Origin of the sequence: Bacteroides graminisolvens, assembly GCF_963666085.1 — a bacterium.
Lineage (GTDB): Bacteria > Bacteroidota > Bacteroidia > Bacteroidales > Bacteroidaceae > Bacteroides > Bacteroides graminisolvens.
Map to the genome: position 1 here is coordinate 3,151,274 of NZ_OY762556.1, position 20,385 is coordinate 3,171,658.

The 20,385-nt window shown below is 47.1% G+C and carries 9 protein-coding genes; all 9 read right to left on the reverse strand.

Going from position 1 to position 20,385, the window contains the following annotated elements; translation table 11 throughout:
- Positions 1–281: 281 nt before the first annotated feature.
- The 9 genes from ACKPCE_RS13370 to ACKPCE_RS13410 all read right to left on the reverse strand — a co-directional run bounded on the left by ACKPCE_RS13370 (position 282) and on the right by ACKPCE_RS13410 (position 20,322).
- Positions 282–527: a hypothetical protein gene (locus ACKPCE_RS13370; protein WP_276992647.1), complete on the reverse strand. Its 246-nt coding sequence runs from the start codon at positions 525–527 to the stop codon at positions 282–284.
- A gap of 74 nt (positions 528–601) precedes the next feature.
- Positions 602–1,096, reverse strand: coding sequence for an RNA polymerase sigma factor (locus ACKPCE_RS13375; protein WP_148297686.1), 495 nt, complete (start codon positions 1,094–1,096; stop codon positions 602–604).
- A gap of 268 nt (positions 1,097–1,364) precedes the next feature.
- Entirely contained in the window at positions 1,365–4,460 is a 3,096-nt protein-coding gene (locus tag ACKPCE_RS13380; protein ID WP_407654987.1) for a DUF6298 domain-containing protein, read from the reverse strand.
- Entirely contained in the window at positions 4,460–6,145 is a 1,686-nt protein-coding gene (locus ACKPCE_RS13385) for a polysaccharide lyase (RefSeq protein ID WP_319505551.1), read from the reverse strand. The genes ACKPCE_RS13380 and ACKPCE_RS13385 overlap by 1 nt, the downstream gene beginning before the upstream one ends.
- Positions 6,146–6,205: 60 nt before the next feature.
- On the reverse strand, positions 6,206–10,606 hold the full coding sequence (locus tag ACKPCE_RS13390; protein WP_319505552.1) for a hybrid sensor histidine kinase/response regulator transcription factor: 4,401 nt from the start codon (positions 10,604–10,606) through the stop codon (positions 6,206–6,208).
- A 53-nt stretch (positions 10,607–10,659) separates the two neighbouring features.
- Positions 10,660–13,284, reverse strand: coding sequence for a glycoside hydrolase family 2 protein (locus tag ACKPCE_RS13395; protein WP_319505553.1), 2,625 nt, complete (start codon positions 13,282–13,284; stop codon positions 10,660–10,662).
- A gap of 37 nt (positions 13,285–13,321) precedes the next feature.
- The gene (locus ACKPCE_RS13400; protein ID WP_319505554.1) at positions 13,322–15,574 is read right to left on the reverse strand and encodes a DUF5703 domain-containing protein; all 2,253 of its coding nucleotides are present in this window, start codon (positions 15,572–15,574) and stop codon (positions 13,322–13,324) included.
- Between the two features lie 15 nt (positions 15,575–15,589).
- Positions 15,590–17,026, reverse strand: coding sequence for a sialate O-acetylesterase (locus tag ACKPCE_RS13405; protein ID WP_319505555.1), 1,437 nt, complete (start codon positions 17,024–17,026; stop codon positions 15,590–15,592).
- A 23-nt stretch (positions 17,027–17,049) separates the two neighbouring features.
- The gene (locus ACKPCE_RS13410) at positions 17,050–20,322 is read right to left on the reverse strand and encodes a glycosyl hydrolase (protein ID WP_319505556.1); all 3,273 of its coding nucleotides are present in this window, start codon (positions 20,320–20,322) and stop codon (positions 17,050–17,052) included.
- Positions 20,323–20,385 lie beyond the last annotated feature (63 nt).

The following is a 20,385-nucleotide window of genomic DNA, read 5'->3' on the forward strand; positions in this document are numbered from 1 at the left end:
GTGTATGGCATTTGTAGACCCGGGTGTACAAACCCTGTACATGGGGGTGTACACAGAGTTTTGTCGCTTTCAAAAATGCAAAAAGGGTTATCTCTTGAACCGAGACAACCCTTGCGCTACGTTTTTTCTAACCTTCATTAATCTATTAATCTTATTATGAACAAGCTTTTACCTTTTGTATACCTTATGAAAACGTTATCCTGAATCTAATCCTTTTTTCTCTCACAGAAACCTTCCCTATCACTAACGTTACACTTAACTTTATAAACACTTGTAATATCTTACACTAATACACTTTTCCAAATAGAGTCTTTCAATGATGCTGCCTCTGCATCGCTGAGCAACTGCTCATTGGGCAAACCCTGCAATACATCCCGGGCCTCATTGAACAAAGCTTCTTGCATGGGGCAGTGCCTGAGGAACTCCTCCCACTGAGAAAGCTTTGCAGAATCATGATCTAAAACGGCAATGATAAAATCATCGTCTTTCAGATAATCATCTACGGTATATAATATTCTTTTATCCATCCTTGTATTTTCTAATAAGACGGAGGAGGAAATATTATGTACTCAAAAAAAACAAAAACTAAAAAAATATATTCTTAGCCGGCTAATGTTCTGAGTTTCAGGAGTCCCCTGTGCATCAAATTGCGTACCGATTGGTAATTCATATTCATGATTTCGCAAATATCTTCATACTTTCTCTCTTCTATGTAGTACAGAGTAAGTGCCTCGCGCTGGCGGGGAGAAAGCTGTGAAAGCAAACGCTTCACCATTGATTTATCGTTCTTCATGCCTTCAGAAGAAATATAGTCTTCTTCCACGTCCTCTTCACCCGAAATGCTGCTGTATTCTTCCACCGGAGTGTCCGACATATAGATACGTTTACGCATCTCGTCACACAATTTGTTTTTGAGTGAGATGAACAGGTACGATCTGATGTTATTAATATCCGTAATGCAATCACGACGGCTGTGCATTTTCACAAAAACATCGTGAATGCAGTCGCGCAGCAATTCACGGTCGGTTGTTAGTTTGCAGCCATAATTGAAAAGAATATGAATATGTGAATCATACAAGCGCGAGAAAGCACGCATATCGCCCGCTTGAAAATCGGCCAATAGTTGCGCTTCAGGATCTAAGCACGTATTCGACAAGTTGATATTAGCATCACAATTTTGTTCCATCATGGTATCAATCAGAGTTGTTTTTCTTATGATGCAAAAATAGGGAGTACGCTGTTGCTCGTTAGGGAATATTTGGTTATAGGATTGAAAAAACAGATATTGTGTTATATAACATAAATGTAATATAAAAGCTGTAAGAAGAAAAAAAGCCTGCCGCGTGATGCAGCAGGCTTTCCGTTTATAAGTTCCTGATCCAGTAAACGCCTTCGTTGCCAGACGGCAGTTTCAGCGGGTTTCCGGCTTTCACCGAGGTTGTTTTCGCTAATGTGGTAATCTCTCCGGAACGAGGATTTACATAGCTTATGCGGTATTTACCGGCCGGAATGCTGATGGTAATTCCTGATTTAGACTTGGAATAAATGATAATTCCCGTACCAGATTTTACCATTTTACAATATTCGTCCGTTCCGGTAGCTTCAGTGTGCATCTGAGCAGCATCACGCAAAAAGTCTTTATCGGCAACCGGAATCTGTGCACAAGAGCCTCCCGCCATGAAGATGGCCCAAGCCATATCGGGGTAGTTTTGTGCGTAGAACGTTACAGCTTTTTCAGGGTAACGGGTGCGGTATTCATTCACTGCTTTATAGGCTTCGTTGAATGTTACTTTACCTACTTTCATCTTGCGCATGTGCTGACGAGGTGCCATGTTTTTGCCACCTTCGGGAGCATACACCGTACCGTCGTTTTTGTAATGCCAATAGCGAATGTCAATCACGTCGACAACCGCAGCACGTGCCGGATCATTCAAAATGGCATCTTGCACATCTTTCGTTGTGCTAAGTGCTATGAGCGGATGTTTGCCGGTTTCTTTCTTCCACTGGGCAATCACGTCGAGCCAAAACTCTACGAAATGAAGCGGACCGGTGTACTCGGCACTAACCAGCTGAATCACGTTTTGGTTATCGGCAAAGTTATCCAAACACTGACGGATGTACTTGCGATGCAGTTCTCTGCGCACGGGGTCGGTTACATCATAGAACTGTTCCGCCATAAAGATGCGTTTATCACCGGCAAAAGGAACTGGCTCCGGAAAACCGGTGCTGTTTATGTTGTTGGCCGACCGCCAGGGAGAATCGACCCAATGTGCTCCGGCTTCAATGATGTTGTGCTGAAAATAGTTCTGATGGAATAGCAGCAAACCTTCTTGCTCACCTTTATCGGCAAATTCTTTGAGGCGTGACCAATACCACTTATTATAATGCGTGAGGTCGTACTTACTCAAACCTTCCCAAGCGGTGCTTACACCACTGCGGGCAAAGGGCTGTTCATAGAACGGTCCCCACACATCGCCGTTACGACGACGTATGCGTTCGTGGTCATCACGTCTTCTGTCATACCACAAACCGTAATTATGATCGAGCACCAAGATATTCTTTTCCTTCATGTAGCTCACCACCGAGTCGATGCGGTCGGTCAGCCCCTGCCCTTCTCTTCCGGGAACAAAGCGTGTTACGTGGGGTTTAGCCGAAGGCAAGAAGTTTGTTTTCAGCTTGCCGCTCCACCAAGGAACTTCCTGACGACCACCTACCATCAAAGCACCATCGGTTACCAAGCGACCATGTTGCAGTCCCATGTTGTGTTTGCTCTTTTGAGGTAACTGCCAGTTGAATTTCAACTGATCAACTGATTTCACTTTATCGGCACTCACCGAGGCAGAGAAACTACCCTGCTCTATCCACTGCTCCAACGTAAGGCGAGGTTGGAAAGATTCTTTTGCCAAACGCATGGCTTCTTCCACTTCCGGACTACTGGTAGCACTAGTGTTACGTGGCAAGATGCGTGCACGCTTGTCTACATCCGCCTGCAATCTTTCTTGTAGCTGTGCGTAGAAGATACTGCGCGGGTGCACATGATTGTTTGATTCATCCCACTCACCGTTGCCCGAGAATTGAGCCCAACAGCCGTAAGCTCTGTTTGGAGCATCGGCGGCTACAGTGTAACATTCAATTTCAGCAGCTGTGCATTGCCAGAACAAGCTATTGGCCGTGTTCCATCCGGCACCGTTTTTATCTTGGCCTAAGTTTTTGTACGACAGGTTGTGTCCGTCAACGTTAACCACGTCGAAAAGCAATCCGCAGGCCCATGCATCAATAGATCCGCTAAAGCCCAACGACTCTTTCGTGTCACACTGCACAAAAGCATTGGGACCGGCAGCAGCATATCCGGCAGCAAAATCGTGTATTCCCTGTTCGGAATAACAACGCTGAAACAAGCACAGTTGTCCCAGTGTGAAGAAGGTACAACGACGCATACCTCCTACCTCGGATATTGGTTCACAAGAAATACAATCTTCCACCGTAATGCGTGAACCTGTGCGCTGCACAATGACCGCACTACCGCTGAAATGTTTGAAGTTAACCCTGCGCACCCAGCAGTTTTCCGCATTCTCGATGGAAACTCCCACCCAGGCATGGTCTTCATCTTTGGGATATTGTTTGTTGTAATCGGACACCATCGTGAGGTTCTCCACACCGGAATGAGCAATTCTGCCCGTCCACCGGTAACGAATGACCTTAGCTTTACCAAAGGCAGCATCCAGCGCCACGGTAAACGGCACATCCACCGTTAGTTTGTTGCCGGCCACAGCGGTTACGGTTCTGTCCCACAGCAAATCGGTATCACCGGGTTTCCAACCCAGCGCATCAATGCCTCCTCCGTAAATATTACAACCAATGGAAGCAATCCACTCTTTGGTCGACGGACGAACCACCAACACACGGTCGCCCACGCGGAAAGCACCCGAATGTGAAACCTGTAACTCCTTGCTGCCAACGGGCACATACGCTTGTTGCACCTCTACCGTATCCGTAGTCATTACATTGTTCTGTCCTTCCACATAAAGCAATGCACCCCTGTCAACACCGGTTTTAAGCAACACCGTTTGCTCCTTGTCGGCTCCACGCAACACCACACCCGATGCTACAATGCGCAGCTCACGACTCAGTGTGTATGTACCTTTTCCAAGCAAAACCGCCCCACGAAACCCTTGTTTATCGGGTTTCAATGACGACACATAATCAATTGCCTTTTGAATATTGGCCCAGTTGTCGCCCGCATTGCAGGGCACAAACACAGCATTATTCACATTCGGAATGTCCTGCTCCGAATTGCGGTAACCACAGTACGAAAAATCGAGCACACGATTTCCCTTGCTGTCGTTTACGTACGTAATCTTATTGTTCTTTACCTGTAAAGCAAAGGTTTGCGCACTAGCGTGCACAAACCCCATACTTACCAACCCTAGGAAGAGAACTTTTACATTCATCTTTTTCATTATAACAAGCTTTTTCGTCCGACCAACGTGTCGTGATTGTTTTTCACATCCTTCCAGTCGACCTTCTTTTTGGTATCTATTCCGTTGATATACTTTTCAATATTGGTATAGCCGTCGCCGTTGCAGTCAAGCGTAGCATCCGACGGATCATGAGGATTCAAACCATTCTTTATTTCCCATGCATCGGGCATACCGTCATTGTCAGAGTCCTTCACCGGTGTTCCCTTGTATTGGGGCAAACCGCCTACCTGACGAATATCGGTAATAATACCCTGTTTGTATGAGTCGGCCGGCAATCTTCTCTTAATGTAGGGAGAAACAAACTCAGGTGCATTTTCAACGTAAATGGCCTTTCCTGTTTGTACCGACTTCACAATGCGTGAATCAACAGCATCACGCTTAGGGAAGTTGGCTCCTACGTTCTCCATGACAAAGTTATATGCCTTTTGGGCTGGCATAATAGTAACATGTGGCATAGCGAAAGGTTCGTTAACCCTAATTTTGCTCAGGAATTCTTCTTCCTTTACGTCATCGGCCAACTGCACCCCACCGTTCCAATTATCTTTAGTAACCTTCTTATTGCCATGCACAATGTTACCGTTGACATAAGCCTTGCCAAACGATAGTGCTTTGCTTTTATCTCTACCTGATTCTGGTTTCAATATACGGTAAGAAATTGGTTTATCGAGCGGAGTGATAGGACCCGGTTTGAAGTAGTTATTGATGATGTTAAACAAGCTGGTGTTATCACCACCGTCTACCGAACGATTCCACCAGTTAAACGTCACATTGTTCACGAAGTTGAACCCTTCATTCATACCTACCGAGCAGTTGCGACTAATGTTTGAGGCAAAAAGGTTGCGGGCAAACATGCAGTTGTGTCCCCCAATGGTTCCACCAAACGCATGGTTGTAGGTATCCATCGCTTCGGAGAAGACCGAGTTCTGAATCGTAATATTCACCGTGGGCAGTTTAAGACCGTGACCGGTTTCATCACGATTGTACACGTGGCGGTAGATAGACATGTTTTCGTCCAACCCCCAACTTGCCGAACAGTGGTCAATCATAATGTTACCCACCGGATTGCCACCGATGGCATCGTCACGGAAAGCTACATCTTGCGCTCCACGACGGAAACGCATGTGTCTGATAACCACGTCATGTGTATCGATCAGGAAAGAAGCACCTGTAAGACATACACCGTCGCCCGGAGACGTTTGCCCGGCAATGGTTACGTAAGGTGCACGCAAATGAATGGGACTGCTTAAGCGTATAACTCCCGACACATTGAACACGATAATGCGTGCTCCGCCTGTTTCACAAGCTTCGCGAAACGTACCGGGACCTTCATCGGCCAACGAGGTAACTACAATTACCTTACCACCACGACCACCGGGAGTATAAGCACCACCACCTTCTGCACCGGGGAAAGCAGGAATATCTACTTTTAGCAAATCATCCGGCTTCGAAGCCCAAGGTTTATAGAAACGACCTTTAGCAGCTTCTTCCAGAATAACGGGCAATGCTTTCTGCCAGGCAGCATCCGATTTACGCATAATCTCAGCCTCCTGACGCTCGCCACGAGCTTTTACCGAATCAGGAATAACGGGATATTGTGCCATGACCGAAGGTACTATTCCGGCGGCCAACATCCATAATGAGAGTTTTTTCTTCATGTTCTTCATCTTGTAAATGTTGCATATTTACAAATAAGACGATTGAGAAAAGCCTATGTAATCGGTGGTTTACACTTTTCTCCACTCATTCATGTATTCGCGGGGAGTCTGGTCGTACTTTTTGCGGAAACACTTACTGTAATAACCCGAATCCTTGAATCCTACGGCAAAGGCAATCTCCGAAATGCTCATGTCCGTATTCTTGATGAGTTCGATAGACTTATTCAGACGAATCTCTTTCACAAGGTCAACCGGAGCCAAACCGGTAAGACTCTTCAACTTCTTGAAGAAAGCCGAACGGCTCAACCCTACGTTGGCAGCTATGGTGTCAATGTTGAAGTCGCTGTTGTCGAGGTTTTCTTCAATCACCTGATGTATCTTCTCAAGCAACTGAATATCTTTCTTTACCAAGTACTGCTCGTAATTGTCGGGCTGTGCCTCTTCAGAATGTGTCCACACACGTTCGCGGAACAGTTTACGCTCACCCAGCAACTGCTCTATACGCGCAATAAGATAGTCTTTACTGAATGGCTTGGTTATGTAAGCATTGGCTCCCATACTGATGGCTTTGGTCTTAGCCTCATCGTCATTCTTAGCCGTGAGGATGATCACCGGGATGTGACTGATCTGGAAATCCTGACGAATACGTTGCAGCATCTCCGTACCCGACATTTCGGGCATCATCTGATCTGTCACCACAATATCGGGATGATACAAATGCACTTTCTTCAAACCTTCTACCCCATTGGCAGCCAGATAAATGTTGTAACGGTCTTCCAGCTGAAGTTTGAGCAGATTGCCCAGATCTTTATTGTCCTCAACCAACAACACAGTGGGTAATGAAGCATCCATACCCTCTTCCTCGTTAACAACCTCCTGTGTTTCAGCAGACGACAAGTCGCTGCCCACAGCCTCTGCCTCACCGTCGCCCACATAAAAATCAACCTCAGAAGGCTTATAGTGTTCCTTTCCAAGCAAAAGTTCTACTGTAAACACAGCTCCTTGTTGGGCTTCACTCTCCGCCTTCACCACTCCGTGATGCAAAGAGATAATCTCTTTCGACAAGGCCAATCCGATGCCGGTACCCTGATAATATGCATTCCGCGCATTCTCTCCTTGCGAGAAACGCTCAAATATTTCGGATAGTTTGTTTTGCGGTATACCTACCCCGTTGTCCTCCACACGGATGTAGCAACGCTCGCTTCCTTCCACTAAACCGGTCGACACAAAAATGCTTCCACCCGAAGGGGTGAACTTGAAAGCATTTGAAATGATATTCCGAATCACCGTTTCCAGCTTCTCTTTATCGGCCCAGAGGTATATGGTTTCATCGGCCAACTGGAAATTGAAACTGATTTCGTTTTCCTCGGCCAGTACACGAAACTCTTTCTGGAAGCTTTTTACCAGCGTATTCAGGTTTATTTGTGATACGTGCAAACGCATTTTGCCGCTTTGTATCTTCCGGAAATCAAGTATCTGATTCACCAACTGAAGCATCTGATTGGTATTCTTTTCCATCAGTTCCACGTACTGCTTCCCTTTTTCTGTGAGACTTTCCTTCTCTTTCAGTTCCTGAATAGGGCCTTTGATCAAAGTAAGCGGCGTGCGCAATTCGTGTGATATGTTAGTGAAGAACTTAATCTTCAGCTCCGATAACCGCTGCTCAATGTAGATGTCGTTTTTCATGCGTATCATGAAGAACGTGAGCTTCAGAATGGCCCATAACAATGCCAATCCGATAAGCGTATAAATGGTGTATGCCCACCACGTGCGCCACCAGGGAGGAAGAATGGTGATGTGCAGTGTCTTCTCCGATAGCAATTCGGGATTGGCCTCGTCAATGGATTGCACACGGAACACGTATTCGCCCGGAGGTACATTGGTGTACGAAGCAATACGGTTCTTGCCGTTGAAGTGCCACTCCGTTTCGTAACCTTCGAGTATGTATTTATAAGACACCCGGTTTTGGTTGTAATAGTTGAGCGCAGCAAACTCAATGGTAAACATGGACTGATTGTGCTTCAACTCAATGTTATCGGCATATTTCACCGATTCCATCAGGATGGGATCTTCACGGAAACTACGCAAATCCCTGTTCGACACCTGGAAATCCACGATGTACGTTTGGTAGCTTACATTGAGTGTTTCAATCTTGTCGGGCGAGAAAATGAGCACGCCCTGTTTACAGCCCAACCACAGTTCACCGTCGAATGTTTTGAGGGCCGAACTCTCTTCCATCTTCACGTTAAAGAACCCGTCATATTTGTCGAAATTACGAATACGCTCCGTTTTACGATCAAAACGAGACAAGCCATCTTCCGTTACAAACCACAGGTATTTGTCCTTATCTTCTACAATAGATACAACCACATCCGTGTTTAGTCCCTCACGCAAACCGTATGATTTGAACAACGGTCTGCGAGTTATTTTATCGTACCCGATGAGTTTACTAACTCCTCCGCCAAACACACTCACCCATATACTGCCTTCCCTATCACGGTAAAGCACATAGATATCATTATCGGCAATGTTAGAGCTGGCACTCTGTCCGCGATACGTTTCAAATTCTATTTGTTCGGGCGAGGTGAAACGACTGCTAAAAGACATCAGCCCATCCATAGTACCCACCCAGATACGTCCGTCATTGTCTTCGGTAATGTTACGCACATCCATGTACAATCCGTAAGACGGATAACGTTTTAAACCGTTATATTTGTGTTTAAACACCGTTTGCCCGTGTTCCTCACTCAATAGATTCAGTCCACCAGCCAGCACACCTACCCAAATGTGTCCTTTACTGTCTTGAAAAGTAAAGTACACCTCGTTGCCGCTGATAGAATTACTTTGTTGAGGGTTATTCGTAAATCGGGTAAACTTAAAGCCTAACTTGGAAGAAGCGTCCGGTTCAGCCTTAACCAAACCGTTACCTTTGGTTGAGAACCAAAGATTACCTTTGTTATCTTCCATGATGTTATACACATTGCCTATGTGATAATTGGCTGCCGAATAAACTTGTTTGATTCTTCCCTGTCGATCCAGACGGTACACCTGCTGCCAGCGAGTACCAATCCATATATCTCCGTTACGAGCCTGGAACAAAGCTTTGATACCCATAGCCGACTGGCTCTCATCTACCGAACCAAAGCTGCGAGGATCCAGCAAACGAAATTGTTTTTTGGGGAAATTGATGCGATACACTCCGGCACTGGTTGATGTTAGCCACAAAACGCCATCGTTGTCAATCAGCATATTGAAGAAGAGATGATTCTTCTCTTCAATCATGAACTGCTTCATCTGGTTGAGGCGGGTCATAATTCGCGTTTCACGATCATAAGACATTACCTCTCCGGAAGTAGTGAGGAAGAACAGTCCTTGTTCACCGGCATCTTGTACCGAGAAGTCACAAAGAGCCTGTCCCGAAGGAAAAGTAAACCGTTCACTCTCATCGTTAAGCGGATCATAGCACAAAGCACCGCTGTTGCCCTCAATAAACCACAGTTTATCATACTTATCGACAAAAGAGTGAGTTACTGTTGCCTTCCCTGCTGCAACAGGCAGTTTGCGAAGCGAGCGACTGTTGAGGTTGTATTCATAAAACCCCTGACCACCCATACTGATATACACTACTCCGGCATCGGTAACCAGCAGATTCTCTATTCTGCTTACAATACCCGGTAGCCTGTATTTGTTTACCCCACCGCTTGTCAGATCAATGCGGTAAAGGTTTCCATTCTCATCTCCCAGCCACACAGCCTTTTCACCACCATAGGCACAAGTAAACACCTTTTTGGCACTCACCCCCATCTTTTTACTGATAAAGTCAATTGGTTTATCGAGCAGTTTACTACCCTTGCGAAAAGAAAATATCTTGTAATCAATGCCTATCCAGTTAACGTATTCGCGCGTTTCACAAAACACATTGTTGCGCAAACGCCAGTCATACAACGCCGCATTAATGCCCGAATCGTGCAGCAAACGGATGTCAATCTTACCTTCCTTATCAGTAGATGCACGAAGCAGACTCTTGTCTTTGGTCAGCAGCAGTACATCGCCTTCGGGGGTAAGTTGTATCTTAATGATCTGAATGTTTTCCGAATACTCTTTCATGTCGTCATACACGGCATGGAAGCGTTCGTTAACCTTATCGAAAACATAGAGTTTTCTATCCACAGTTTTGATCCAGAGAAAGCCGTTTTTATCTTCGAGCAGACTCTGGATTTTACGAGGCGGAATGTCTGAATAGAAACCGTCGCGGTTGTTATAAGCACGGAACTTACTGCCGTCGAAACTGCACAAGCCGTACCAGGTACCAAACCACATAAAGCCATCTCTTCCTTTGAGCGAACAGTTTACGATGTTGTTGGGCAACCCCTGATCAACCGTGTAGTGTTCAACAATCATATTGGTGTACGCATGCACCGATAAGCATGAGTACACCATTAATAGAAAGATAAAGCTAAGCTTCTTCATGGTAAAGTGACGTTCAAATTGTGTGATAACCGCTCCAAAGGTAGCAAAAAAAACTATTCCTTGTGTTTTTCACCAAATTCGGTTTGCTGACGTTCAACTTCTATAAGTAATTTTTGCTTTTCTTCTTCACTTAATATTTTCTTTTCTGACGAGGCCGACTGTCCCTTAGCCGTACTCGCAGCATCGGTTTGACGAGTTTGCTCAGTGAAGCATGCCGGCAGTAATGAGGGTACGCTTTCAATCTCAATCTCAGCAGGTGTGGGCGCATGGGTACCTTCGTATTGTACACGAGCCTTTACTTTAATCTTACCGGCCTTACGGGTAGAACGAATAAGCACCGGTGCCGAACCGAATTCCACTGCACGGGGATTGGCTCCGATGGTTGCATCACCTATTATCTCACCTTCACCTTCAACCGTGAACACTACATTTTCTTTAGCCAAGCGACGCACATTGCCGCTATCGTCCGTTACTTCGGCCACAACAACAATGAAGTCGGATCCATCCGCTACGAGAGGTGAATTTTGATAATCTACCCGCAACTGCAACTTGGTTGACCGGCGCGACGGCATTTTCTTGGTAGTACACACCACCTCTCCGTTCCGAATGCCTTCGACAACCAAATTTACCTTTTGCCAGTTCTTCTGAACATAGCTATAACCTCTTGCTTCCCAGAAATCCCATACGTTTTCAAATATAACAGGAGCATTGGGCATGTGTCCTTTAGCATGCACAACCGGTTTCGTCCAGCTACGAGTACCGTCATAAATAGACAGTCGCACTGAATCGCAATTACTGAACACAACCACATCTTTATCTGAAAACTGGGACATTTCATGTGCGATGTAAACCATAGGTCCACTTTCAGCCAAAGGATGATTCAGGTTGGCTGCTGTCTGACTGCGAAACATGTAATACGCGTATTTGGGCTGACGGAAAGCATCAAAGATTCCTCCCCAATACGGATCCGGATGATACCCCCGTTGATGATCAAACGGATGCCATTGCGCACCTCCGATAAACTGTCCGTTGGTTTGATACATCTCATCATAGCTTTTAGCTAATGACAAAGCTTGTACCAACATGGGGCGCTCACCCCAGCTGCGACTAGCACGGTTATTATTGTTGTGCGCATACCAATCGTCAACATTCTCACCAAACTCACGGGTAAAGATGCATTGCCGTGCAACACCTTTTACATCATCGCCCGGCCATCCGTACACCACGTCGTAATGTTCCTTCACTCCCTCCGAGTGGACATCGGCAGCAGCTACCGGACGCCCCGGATAAGGGTATTCGTCTTTTGTGATTTGCAAAGCTTCCAATGCAAAGTCGAGCGGATAACGCGTTTCATTCAAAATAGGTTCCCACATCAGTACCGAAGCATGGTTACGGTCACGACGAATCATCATGCGGGTGTTTTCATGCACTAAACGGGCAAACTCAGGATCTTTGTTCCAATACTGCCAACCCGGAGTTGCTACAATAACGAAAATACCCAATTCGTCACACGCATCCATAAAGGAAGGATCCTGCGGGTAATGAGCCACACGAACAATGCGACAGCCGGCATCACGCAAACGCTTAGCATCTCTCCATTGCTGCGAATTAGGCAATGCATTGCCTACATAAGCAAAGTCCTGATGACGATTGGCTCCTACCAACTGGCCAAACGGCTTACCGTTGAGCCAAAATCCGTCTTTACCTTTAAACTCAGCTTTGCGAATACCTACGCGGGTTACACCACCGTCGAGTGCCAGTTTGCCTTCCGCAACACGAGATTCCACTCTATACAAATAAGGAGAATCCGGGCTCCACAGATGCGGATTGCTTACCTGCATCTTCTGTTTTACCGTTACACTTTCACCAGCGTTGAGCATTACACGGCTCGAAGTCTGCTTTACTTTCTTTCCGGATGCATTGGTCAATGTGGTTTCTACTGTAACCACCCTGCGTGCCGTTCCGCTATTCTTTACCTCCGTATCAACAAACACCTGTGCCTTCTTCTCAGATATCTGATCAAAATGCACAAACACTCCGCCGCCGGCCACTTTATTGGCTTCGAGCGCATCTGTTATGCTCACATCCGATTTACCGATGAGCCACACATCACGATAGATGCCACCGTGATAAGCAAAGTCGAGTGTGTACTGAGGTTTACCGGGAGGATAGTTCTTATCGTTGCTATTGTCGGTCATTACGGCCAACACACATTTGTCACCAGCTTTGATACCATAATCGGTCAAGTTCACCGAAAAAGGCAGATAACCTCCTGCGTGTTTTCTCACTAGTTTTCCGTTGAGGAAGACTTCCTGCTTGCCCATTACAGCCTCAAAGTAAACCGTAACCAGCTGACCCTGCATTGCAGCAGGCACCACAAAATGTTTGCGATACCAAGCTATTCCCTGATAATTGCGACCACCGCTTGCCTCAGCTGGCTCCAGTTCCACTGTATGCGGAGTAGAAACCACCTGCCAGGCAGAATCATCAAAGTTTAACGCTTCGGCACCTGCCACATCTCCTTTATGGAAACGCCATCCGGGATTAAAATTATACACGTTTCTGCCCGATCCCGGCAACGACATAAAACCCGCTACCGAGGTTTCCGGACGATAGTTCTGCGCCCATACCGATGTAATGAGCAATACAGCCACAAGCGTAGATACAATTTTCTTCATGCAATCTGTTTCTTTATATGTATTATACTTACTTATCTCACTTAATCATTAATTCGATGTCTTTGCGACGACTTTCGGGTGTAACCTTTAACTGAGTCAGTCGACCACCTTTCCATTCAGCCTCAACCACCGTTTGTTTGGGGGCATGTAGTTTGAAATGCACATCCCAGTTGACAGGCCATGCAGGAAAGAGAAGAATACGATCACCCACTGTTTGCAACAACATTTCCTGCAAACCAATCATGCCGCTACCGCCCCAGTTGTGATCGGGCGTCCAGTCGTAACCGGGTCCCCAGAATGCGGGGAAACGGTGCGGACCATCGGCAAGTTTCAACAGAGACAGCCTTTGAGCTTCTTCCGTAAGTCCCAGACAAGCCGCCCAAATGTTATCTTGCTTCCAACCGGTGTGTGTACGGAATTTTAGCGCATCGGGGTCATACAGATATGTATTCCGAGCTAGTTGCAAACTATCTCTTCCCACTCCATACATACGCCACGGAAACACGGGGTAAAGTTGTGGGGTTTCCACGTTGTTCACACGCTCCCATGTTTTGGCAGGTGCTATCATCTCCTTACCATCCACCACGCGCAAAGGCAATGGAGGGATTTTAGCAAGCATCTCGGGTTTCTTTCCGTAATTTTGCAACACCGTGCGTAAAGCCGCTACTGTGCTGGCAGCATTGTTTGCCATTTTATAAGTTTCGCAAGCCGAACCCGGGAAGAGCACCAAATGTCCGTTACCATCCAAATCTTTACGTCCGCGCAGTCGGGCCAGGTAACGATAGTGCTCATCAAAAAACGTGAGTGCACTATCTATCATGGGCAGGTAAGCATCTATGTTTGCACCGGCATAATCATGTGAATCCAGAATCATCTGACAGAACTCCAGCACCGTGTCCCATTCATACTCCAGCCAAGCGTTATACTCCACTCCCTTATCGAAATAAGCGGGGCGCTTAAAGCCATATTCAGCCGGGTTGGGTAAGCCGAAGTTCTCTATCTGTTCGGCAAAACAAGCACCCGCATGATTCCAATACACCTTACTGCGCAACTCTGCATTGCCGAGCATGCGCAAGTAAAAGTTAAACTGAGAAGGCATCATATCAGCATCACCGCTTTTGAGCATGGGCCAGTATACCAGTCGCTGATTTTGTGCCGTCATGGTACCGCCTCCCCACTTCCTGTAATCGGGTGTGAACGATTGCTTCTCATCCACATGGCAAGGGTCAAAGGTGAATAGTCCGCCGTTGAATTTAGTAGGTACTGTTCCGTACGCATTGCAGCCCAACATGTAGCGAAACAGTGTATAGTTACGTGTAATATTAGCCAAATCAGGAGTTGAAGACGGATTGGCAGCTACAATAAAGCTACGTTGCCAGAACCTGTTCCACCAATCACGCGTATTCTTCTTATCTTGTTGCAGCATAGCCTGTTTACGAGGCTTTACAAGCTTAGCCAATCCCTGCTCCCATTCGTTTACGTGAGCTGTTTGCAGCGTATGCAAAGCAATATGAAGTTGCTGCGTACGCACGGGTTTCTGTGTGCGCAAATGCCAGGCGCGGTAATCGGTTCCCGCATAAACACCTTCTTGAGTGCCTACAAAAGTAAGGTTGTCGCCCCAAAGCTTTCCTCCAAAGGTAAGGTTCTTCAAAGGATTCATCATTTTATCTTTTACAGTCTCCATGCCCTGCTGTTCCACAGCAACGTCGAAAATGGTTTGTTCCGGATTACGGTGGTAAAAAACCACCTCATTGCGCACGGCCCTGATAGAGTCTTTCGTAGTAGCCATGCCCTCTCTCATCACCCATTTGTAGGAATTTTGCTGTCCCTCACCCTTGCGTATCAATCGGTCCTGATACCTCCAGTTTTCGTAGAAGACATCGGCTGTAACCGGAGTGTTACTTTTCAGTTCCACGTGAATGAGTGGTTTGAAAACATCTACCCACAGCTGCACCACCGCACCACCGCAAGCAACCTCTACATAGCCATCATTCAGTTTGAGTTCCTGACGGAAACCATCCTTCACGGCAAACAGATTGGGTGTCAGACGCATACGCACCCGCCCCTGCTTAAGCTGACAGTTGTGCTCATCGAACGTACCGCTGCGACTGATGTAGAAAAGTAAATCGCCATTTTCCACCCATACATTCAGTCCGATGTCACCACCACCACACGGCATGGATTCCGACGAATTACGCGAGGGAGTATTCCAAACAACATTGGCATGCTGGGCCCGAAGAACCTGCACGCCAATGATCAACATCAAAAATAGTGAAAAGAGTTTCCTCATATATCTTGTATAACGTTACCAATTATCAGTGCGGAAAGACGATATAGGCAAGCCGTTGCAGCCATACAAATCGCCATCCACATAATTATCGAATGCATAGCGCACAGCCACCGGATGAGGCACCTGCTCGCTCTTTACATACACTTTACTGCGTTCAATCCAAGCCTTGGCCGGATAGAACACTTTGTCGGCTCCTGCCACCTTGAAGAGTTTCGATTCAAAGCAATCTTTGCCGGTAATCCACATCGGAGCACGTTCAAATTGCACAATAGCTGTGTCACCCTTTACCTCGAAGGCTTTGTAGTAAGGACTTTCACCGCTTAATCCCTCAAAACCGTAAGTCTTGCTCAGCGCCAGTAGTGCCAAACGCTCACCGGCTATGTTTTTCTTCGACGGATGAATTCCTTTTTCCATTCCTGCATCGAGCAAAACAGCCATGCCCGTATGCGGTACACGTTGTTCTACTTGCGCCTGCGCCTCACGAAGATAAGCCGAATTAATTACTTCCTTTCCTTTTTCAGTGATAATTCCGTAATCGTAAGGAGCAATCTGACAATAGTAGAACGGAAAATCACCTTGCTTCCAGGCAGCACGCCAGCCCTTAATCAACGTGGCAAACATATCTGCATAAGTGTGTGCACGGTTGTAATTATCTTCACCCTGATACCAAATAACTCCTTTCATGGTCAGACCGATCAGCGGGTTCAACATTCCGTTGTACAACACTGTAGGCGTGCGGTTTTTCGACTTGATATCCTCATCCGTACGGGGAATTTTAGCATCGGGAAAGGCTTTTAGCATATCCTCCGTCATCCATGCTTCAGCAGCCGATCCACCCCAGGCAGTAACCACCAGCCCCACAGGAACTTGCAGCATTTCTTGTATTAGTTTACCGAAATAGTAAGCCGTTGCACTGAATTCATATACCGTTTTAGGTTCGGCTTCCCGCCAGCTACCCACCACATCAGTTTGAGGCAATAAGGTAGAAGTACGCTTCACGGTAAACAAACGGATAGCGGGATTCTTACTCTTCAGAACATCCATATTGGCTCCTGCCACCGGTTGGTTTTTGAAGCCCTTCATGGGCATTTCCATGTTGCTTTGACCTGAGCAAAGCCACACCTCACCTACCAACACATTCTTCAGTGAAGTTGTTTGACCATCGTTAAAGGTAAGTGTATACGGTCCGCCAGCCTTGGGAGTAGCCACAGCTACCTGCCACTTACCGGTAGCATCGGCTTTGGTGCGGTATTGTTTATTGTTCCATCCGGTAGTAATGACCACCTGTTTACCGGCTGTAGCCGTACCCCAGAGGTTAGCGTTGCTTTGTTGTTGCATCACCATACCGTCTGAGAAAATAGCAGGGAGCTTTACCTCTGCCTTCACACCAAGCGCAGTTGCCAACAAACAGGCAAGCAGCAGCGTTTTTCTTGGTAAAACTGATTTTTTCATTGTCTTCCTTTATAATATTGTTGTTATTTCATTTGTTGTTCAAGCAGCTGCACCGGACCGAGCAAGCCTGCCGGAATCAAAACGTCTTCCTTCATGCGGTACTTCGCATTGGTCCATATACCTTCGAAAGGAGCTTTCCCTTTGTCGGCTCCATTAATGGCATTGGCCCACGTGTTGGTCACTTCAATCTGCAATGTATTTTGTCCTTTCTTCAAGGCATGCGTTACATCGACACAGTAAGGGGCAGTCCACAACGTACCGCAATCTACTCCGTTAACCTTGATTGTAGCCACATCTGCCACCTTACCCACTGAAAGATACACACGACCTGTTACCCCCTTGGCACTACCCTTGGCACTCCAAGTGAAGGTTGTTTGATAGGTTGCCGTACCCGAGTAATATTTCACCTTTTCATTGAGCGAGGTAGTCCAGTCAAACAGCTTACTATCCTTTATTTCTTGATTGATGCGAGGAAAATGAATGTTCCACTCACTACCGTTTAATGTTAGAACAGTAGTGGTCTTAATTTCGGCACTCTGCTGCACAGCCGAACGGGGAGTTTTCGTCAACACCACGAATACCGACTCATTGGCATGCAGTTTCACGGTTATTTCGGTACGTCCGTTGCGTTCTGTGCAGGCTACGGGAGTGATCTCACCCGTTACCGGATTCCAGAGTTCAACGTGCATGCCACTCTGACGCATGCTTACCGGGAAACTACGTTCTTTATCTTGTTGGTTGGAGATGAAGTAAATATCGGTTTCCTTACCGCAACGGTGAGTCCACGCCACATCGGCCGGAACGATGACATCACGCTGCAAACCGTAAGCAGAGAAATCGCTTTCCATATACGGAAGTTGAGGTATAATGATACCTGCATCACGCCATTCGTTCACTTTGGCTTGCACTTCCTGAGAAAGAGGCAGACTGTCGGGACTCATGGGACGTGGCAATGGCAACACCAACACCTTATAGGACGCTCCGCCGGGTAGTGTTAACCGGCCGTTCTTCACCTTAGCCAAGCGAAGCAGTGCATCTCGATTAAAGGAATCGTATGCGTAACCGCGCAACGGATTCACCCATTGATCGGGATCGGCCATGTTGGCTGAATGACTCACACCCACCGGTTGTTCACGCAAAGGCTGGCCCACATTAGCCAGTCGCACCCGTTCGCTCTCCACCCGTTCACTACCAAACAAACCCGGAAGTGAAGGTACCAAACGCTCGGGCAATACAGCCCGTCGAGGCATCTCTTCACCGGTAAACACAGCTACATCAGCAACCGGATGTCCGTATTGCAACAAAGTCTGACAGCGAGCGATGTACTCAACAAACGCCTTTCCACCATCCTTCCACCAAGTTTGATCCCGTTGGAAAAACAGTCCGATGCCATCCAGCGTCATGCCCGGCTGACGATCCGTGTACGGGTTGTGCGTGTTCACATGGAAAAACAATTTGTTGATACCCAATGCATAGTTGCGATCGAGCAAAGTCTTCAGCATAGCCGGATGCTCGTTCCATGTGCCGCGCAACTCCGTAAAGCCTTCTGCCTGAATAATATTCTTTCCGTAGATATGTGCACCGCTAATGGCATCGAGCATATCGTTTGGTTTATCGTGAGTGGGACTGTTCAACCAGAATTCCCCCATGGGTCTGTCGGCTACCTGATAGTGCAACAATCCGTCGCTCACCATGGTAGGTGCCACACATTCGGCCGAGAACTCGCAGCCGTACGATTGTGCGCAGGCAGCCAGCGTTTTATAGAATACATCGACCACCAGTTCACTAATGGTGGTACGCACATCGCGAAGCACATCTTCCGAACGAGAAGCGCTCTCCATCGGAATACCCGCCAGCAGAGGCAGGTAAGGCATCAGCGAATAACCTCTGCGTTTGTGGAACTCAGCAGCAAAATTGGAGCTCCAGTTCTGACTGCCACACTCCCAACTGTCAACGTGCATGTATTTAAGAACTTTACGTGCCAAAGCCGGATCCGTTTTGCTAAACGCAGCACCAAACCAGTTGTTGAACTGCTTGCGCACGGCCGCCTCACTAAACTTATCGCACTCCAGTCCGATAGCCCCACCACCGGTAGCGTTGGTGTGCCCCGTTGCCGTGTGCCCCATGCGCAACAACCTCCATTTCCCTTTGGGTAATTTCGCAGTAAGCACCCCGTCCTTCAAATAACGGGTGAGGTCGATGACCTGATTTGGGTTGATGCAATCGGCAGCGCCAATCTCCTTATCCGTAGTGCGAGCAGCAACACGCCAAACCAGTCCGGCTTTACCTTCCCACTGATTGAGACGCGGTTCGCTGTGCAACACCAGTTGCTTAATCTTTAAGTTCGGTTTCCACTTGGCAGCATCCATGTCTTCACTACCCGGTTCACTACCCGCTGGATCCCAGTAAAAACGAAAGTAACGAGCCGTAGTGGCCGGTATGCTGTGAGTAGAGTTCTCATCTGTATTTTGCCATCCCTGACGGGCAGGGACAAACTGCTTCACCAAGCGGAAATTTACCCCGTCATCACTCGCCATTACCTTCAGGCGATGTGCCTGATAATTGTTACCGTTCAGAATCACCTCCACGTTGCGGCAGGTAAACGGCCGGGCATATTCATACTGAATCCAGCAGGGAAGTGACGAACGAATAACTCCGTCGGCAGCAATGGTAATACCTTTGGCAGGGTCAATAGTCTTACCCATATCCGTGTTGCCCGACGTGATACGCACCGGTTGAGTACCGGCATCACCCGCCCACTGCGTGGCAGGCAGAGCCAGCAAGGCAATCTCTTTGTAGAATCCTTTGTATGATTCGGGCTGCTTGAGGCGTACGTTGCGCAAATTGCCTCCCGACACGATGGTGTCACTCCATACTACCTTCTGCATAGATTCTTCAGGAGTAATCCACGGACCACCCGCCAAGGCAAAACCGTCACAAATGTGCATACCCAACTGCAATCCCAGTCTGTCGGCTTCCTGCATGCTATAACGCACCATCTCCCACCACTGAGGTGTAAGCTGATTGGCCGGATTGGGGTATTCACTAAAGCGTGAGGAATCACGAATGGGCATCAGGTAAGCTCCGCCCAAGCCGACTTGCTTCATCGCTTCCAGATCGGCTTTGATGCCTTCCTTGGAAACAGCACCATACATCCAGTACCAGAATGTCCAGGGCTTTGCCTCGCCCGATGGGTTGCGAAAATGATTACGAAGAGCTTCCTGCGCCGTTATACTACCCAAAAGAGCAACGAAGCAAGCAAGTAGCGAAAGTATACGAAGTTTCGTGTTGATCATGATTTTGCCTATTATTATACTAAGGAGACGAACAAAGATAGCAATTGTACCCATTAAAAAGAG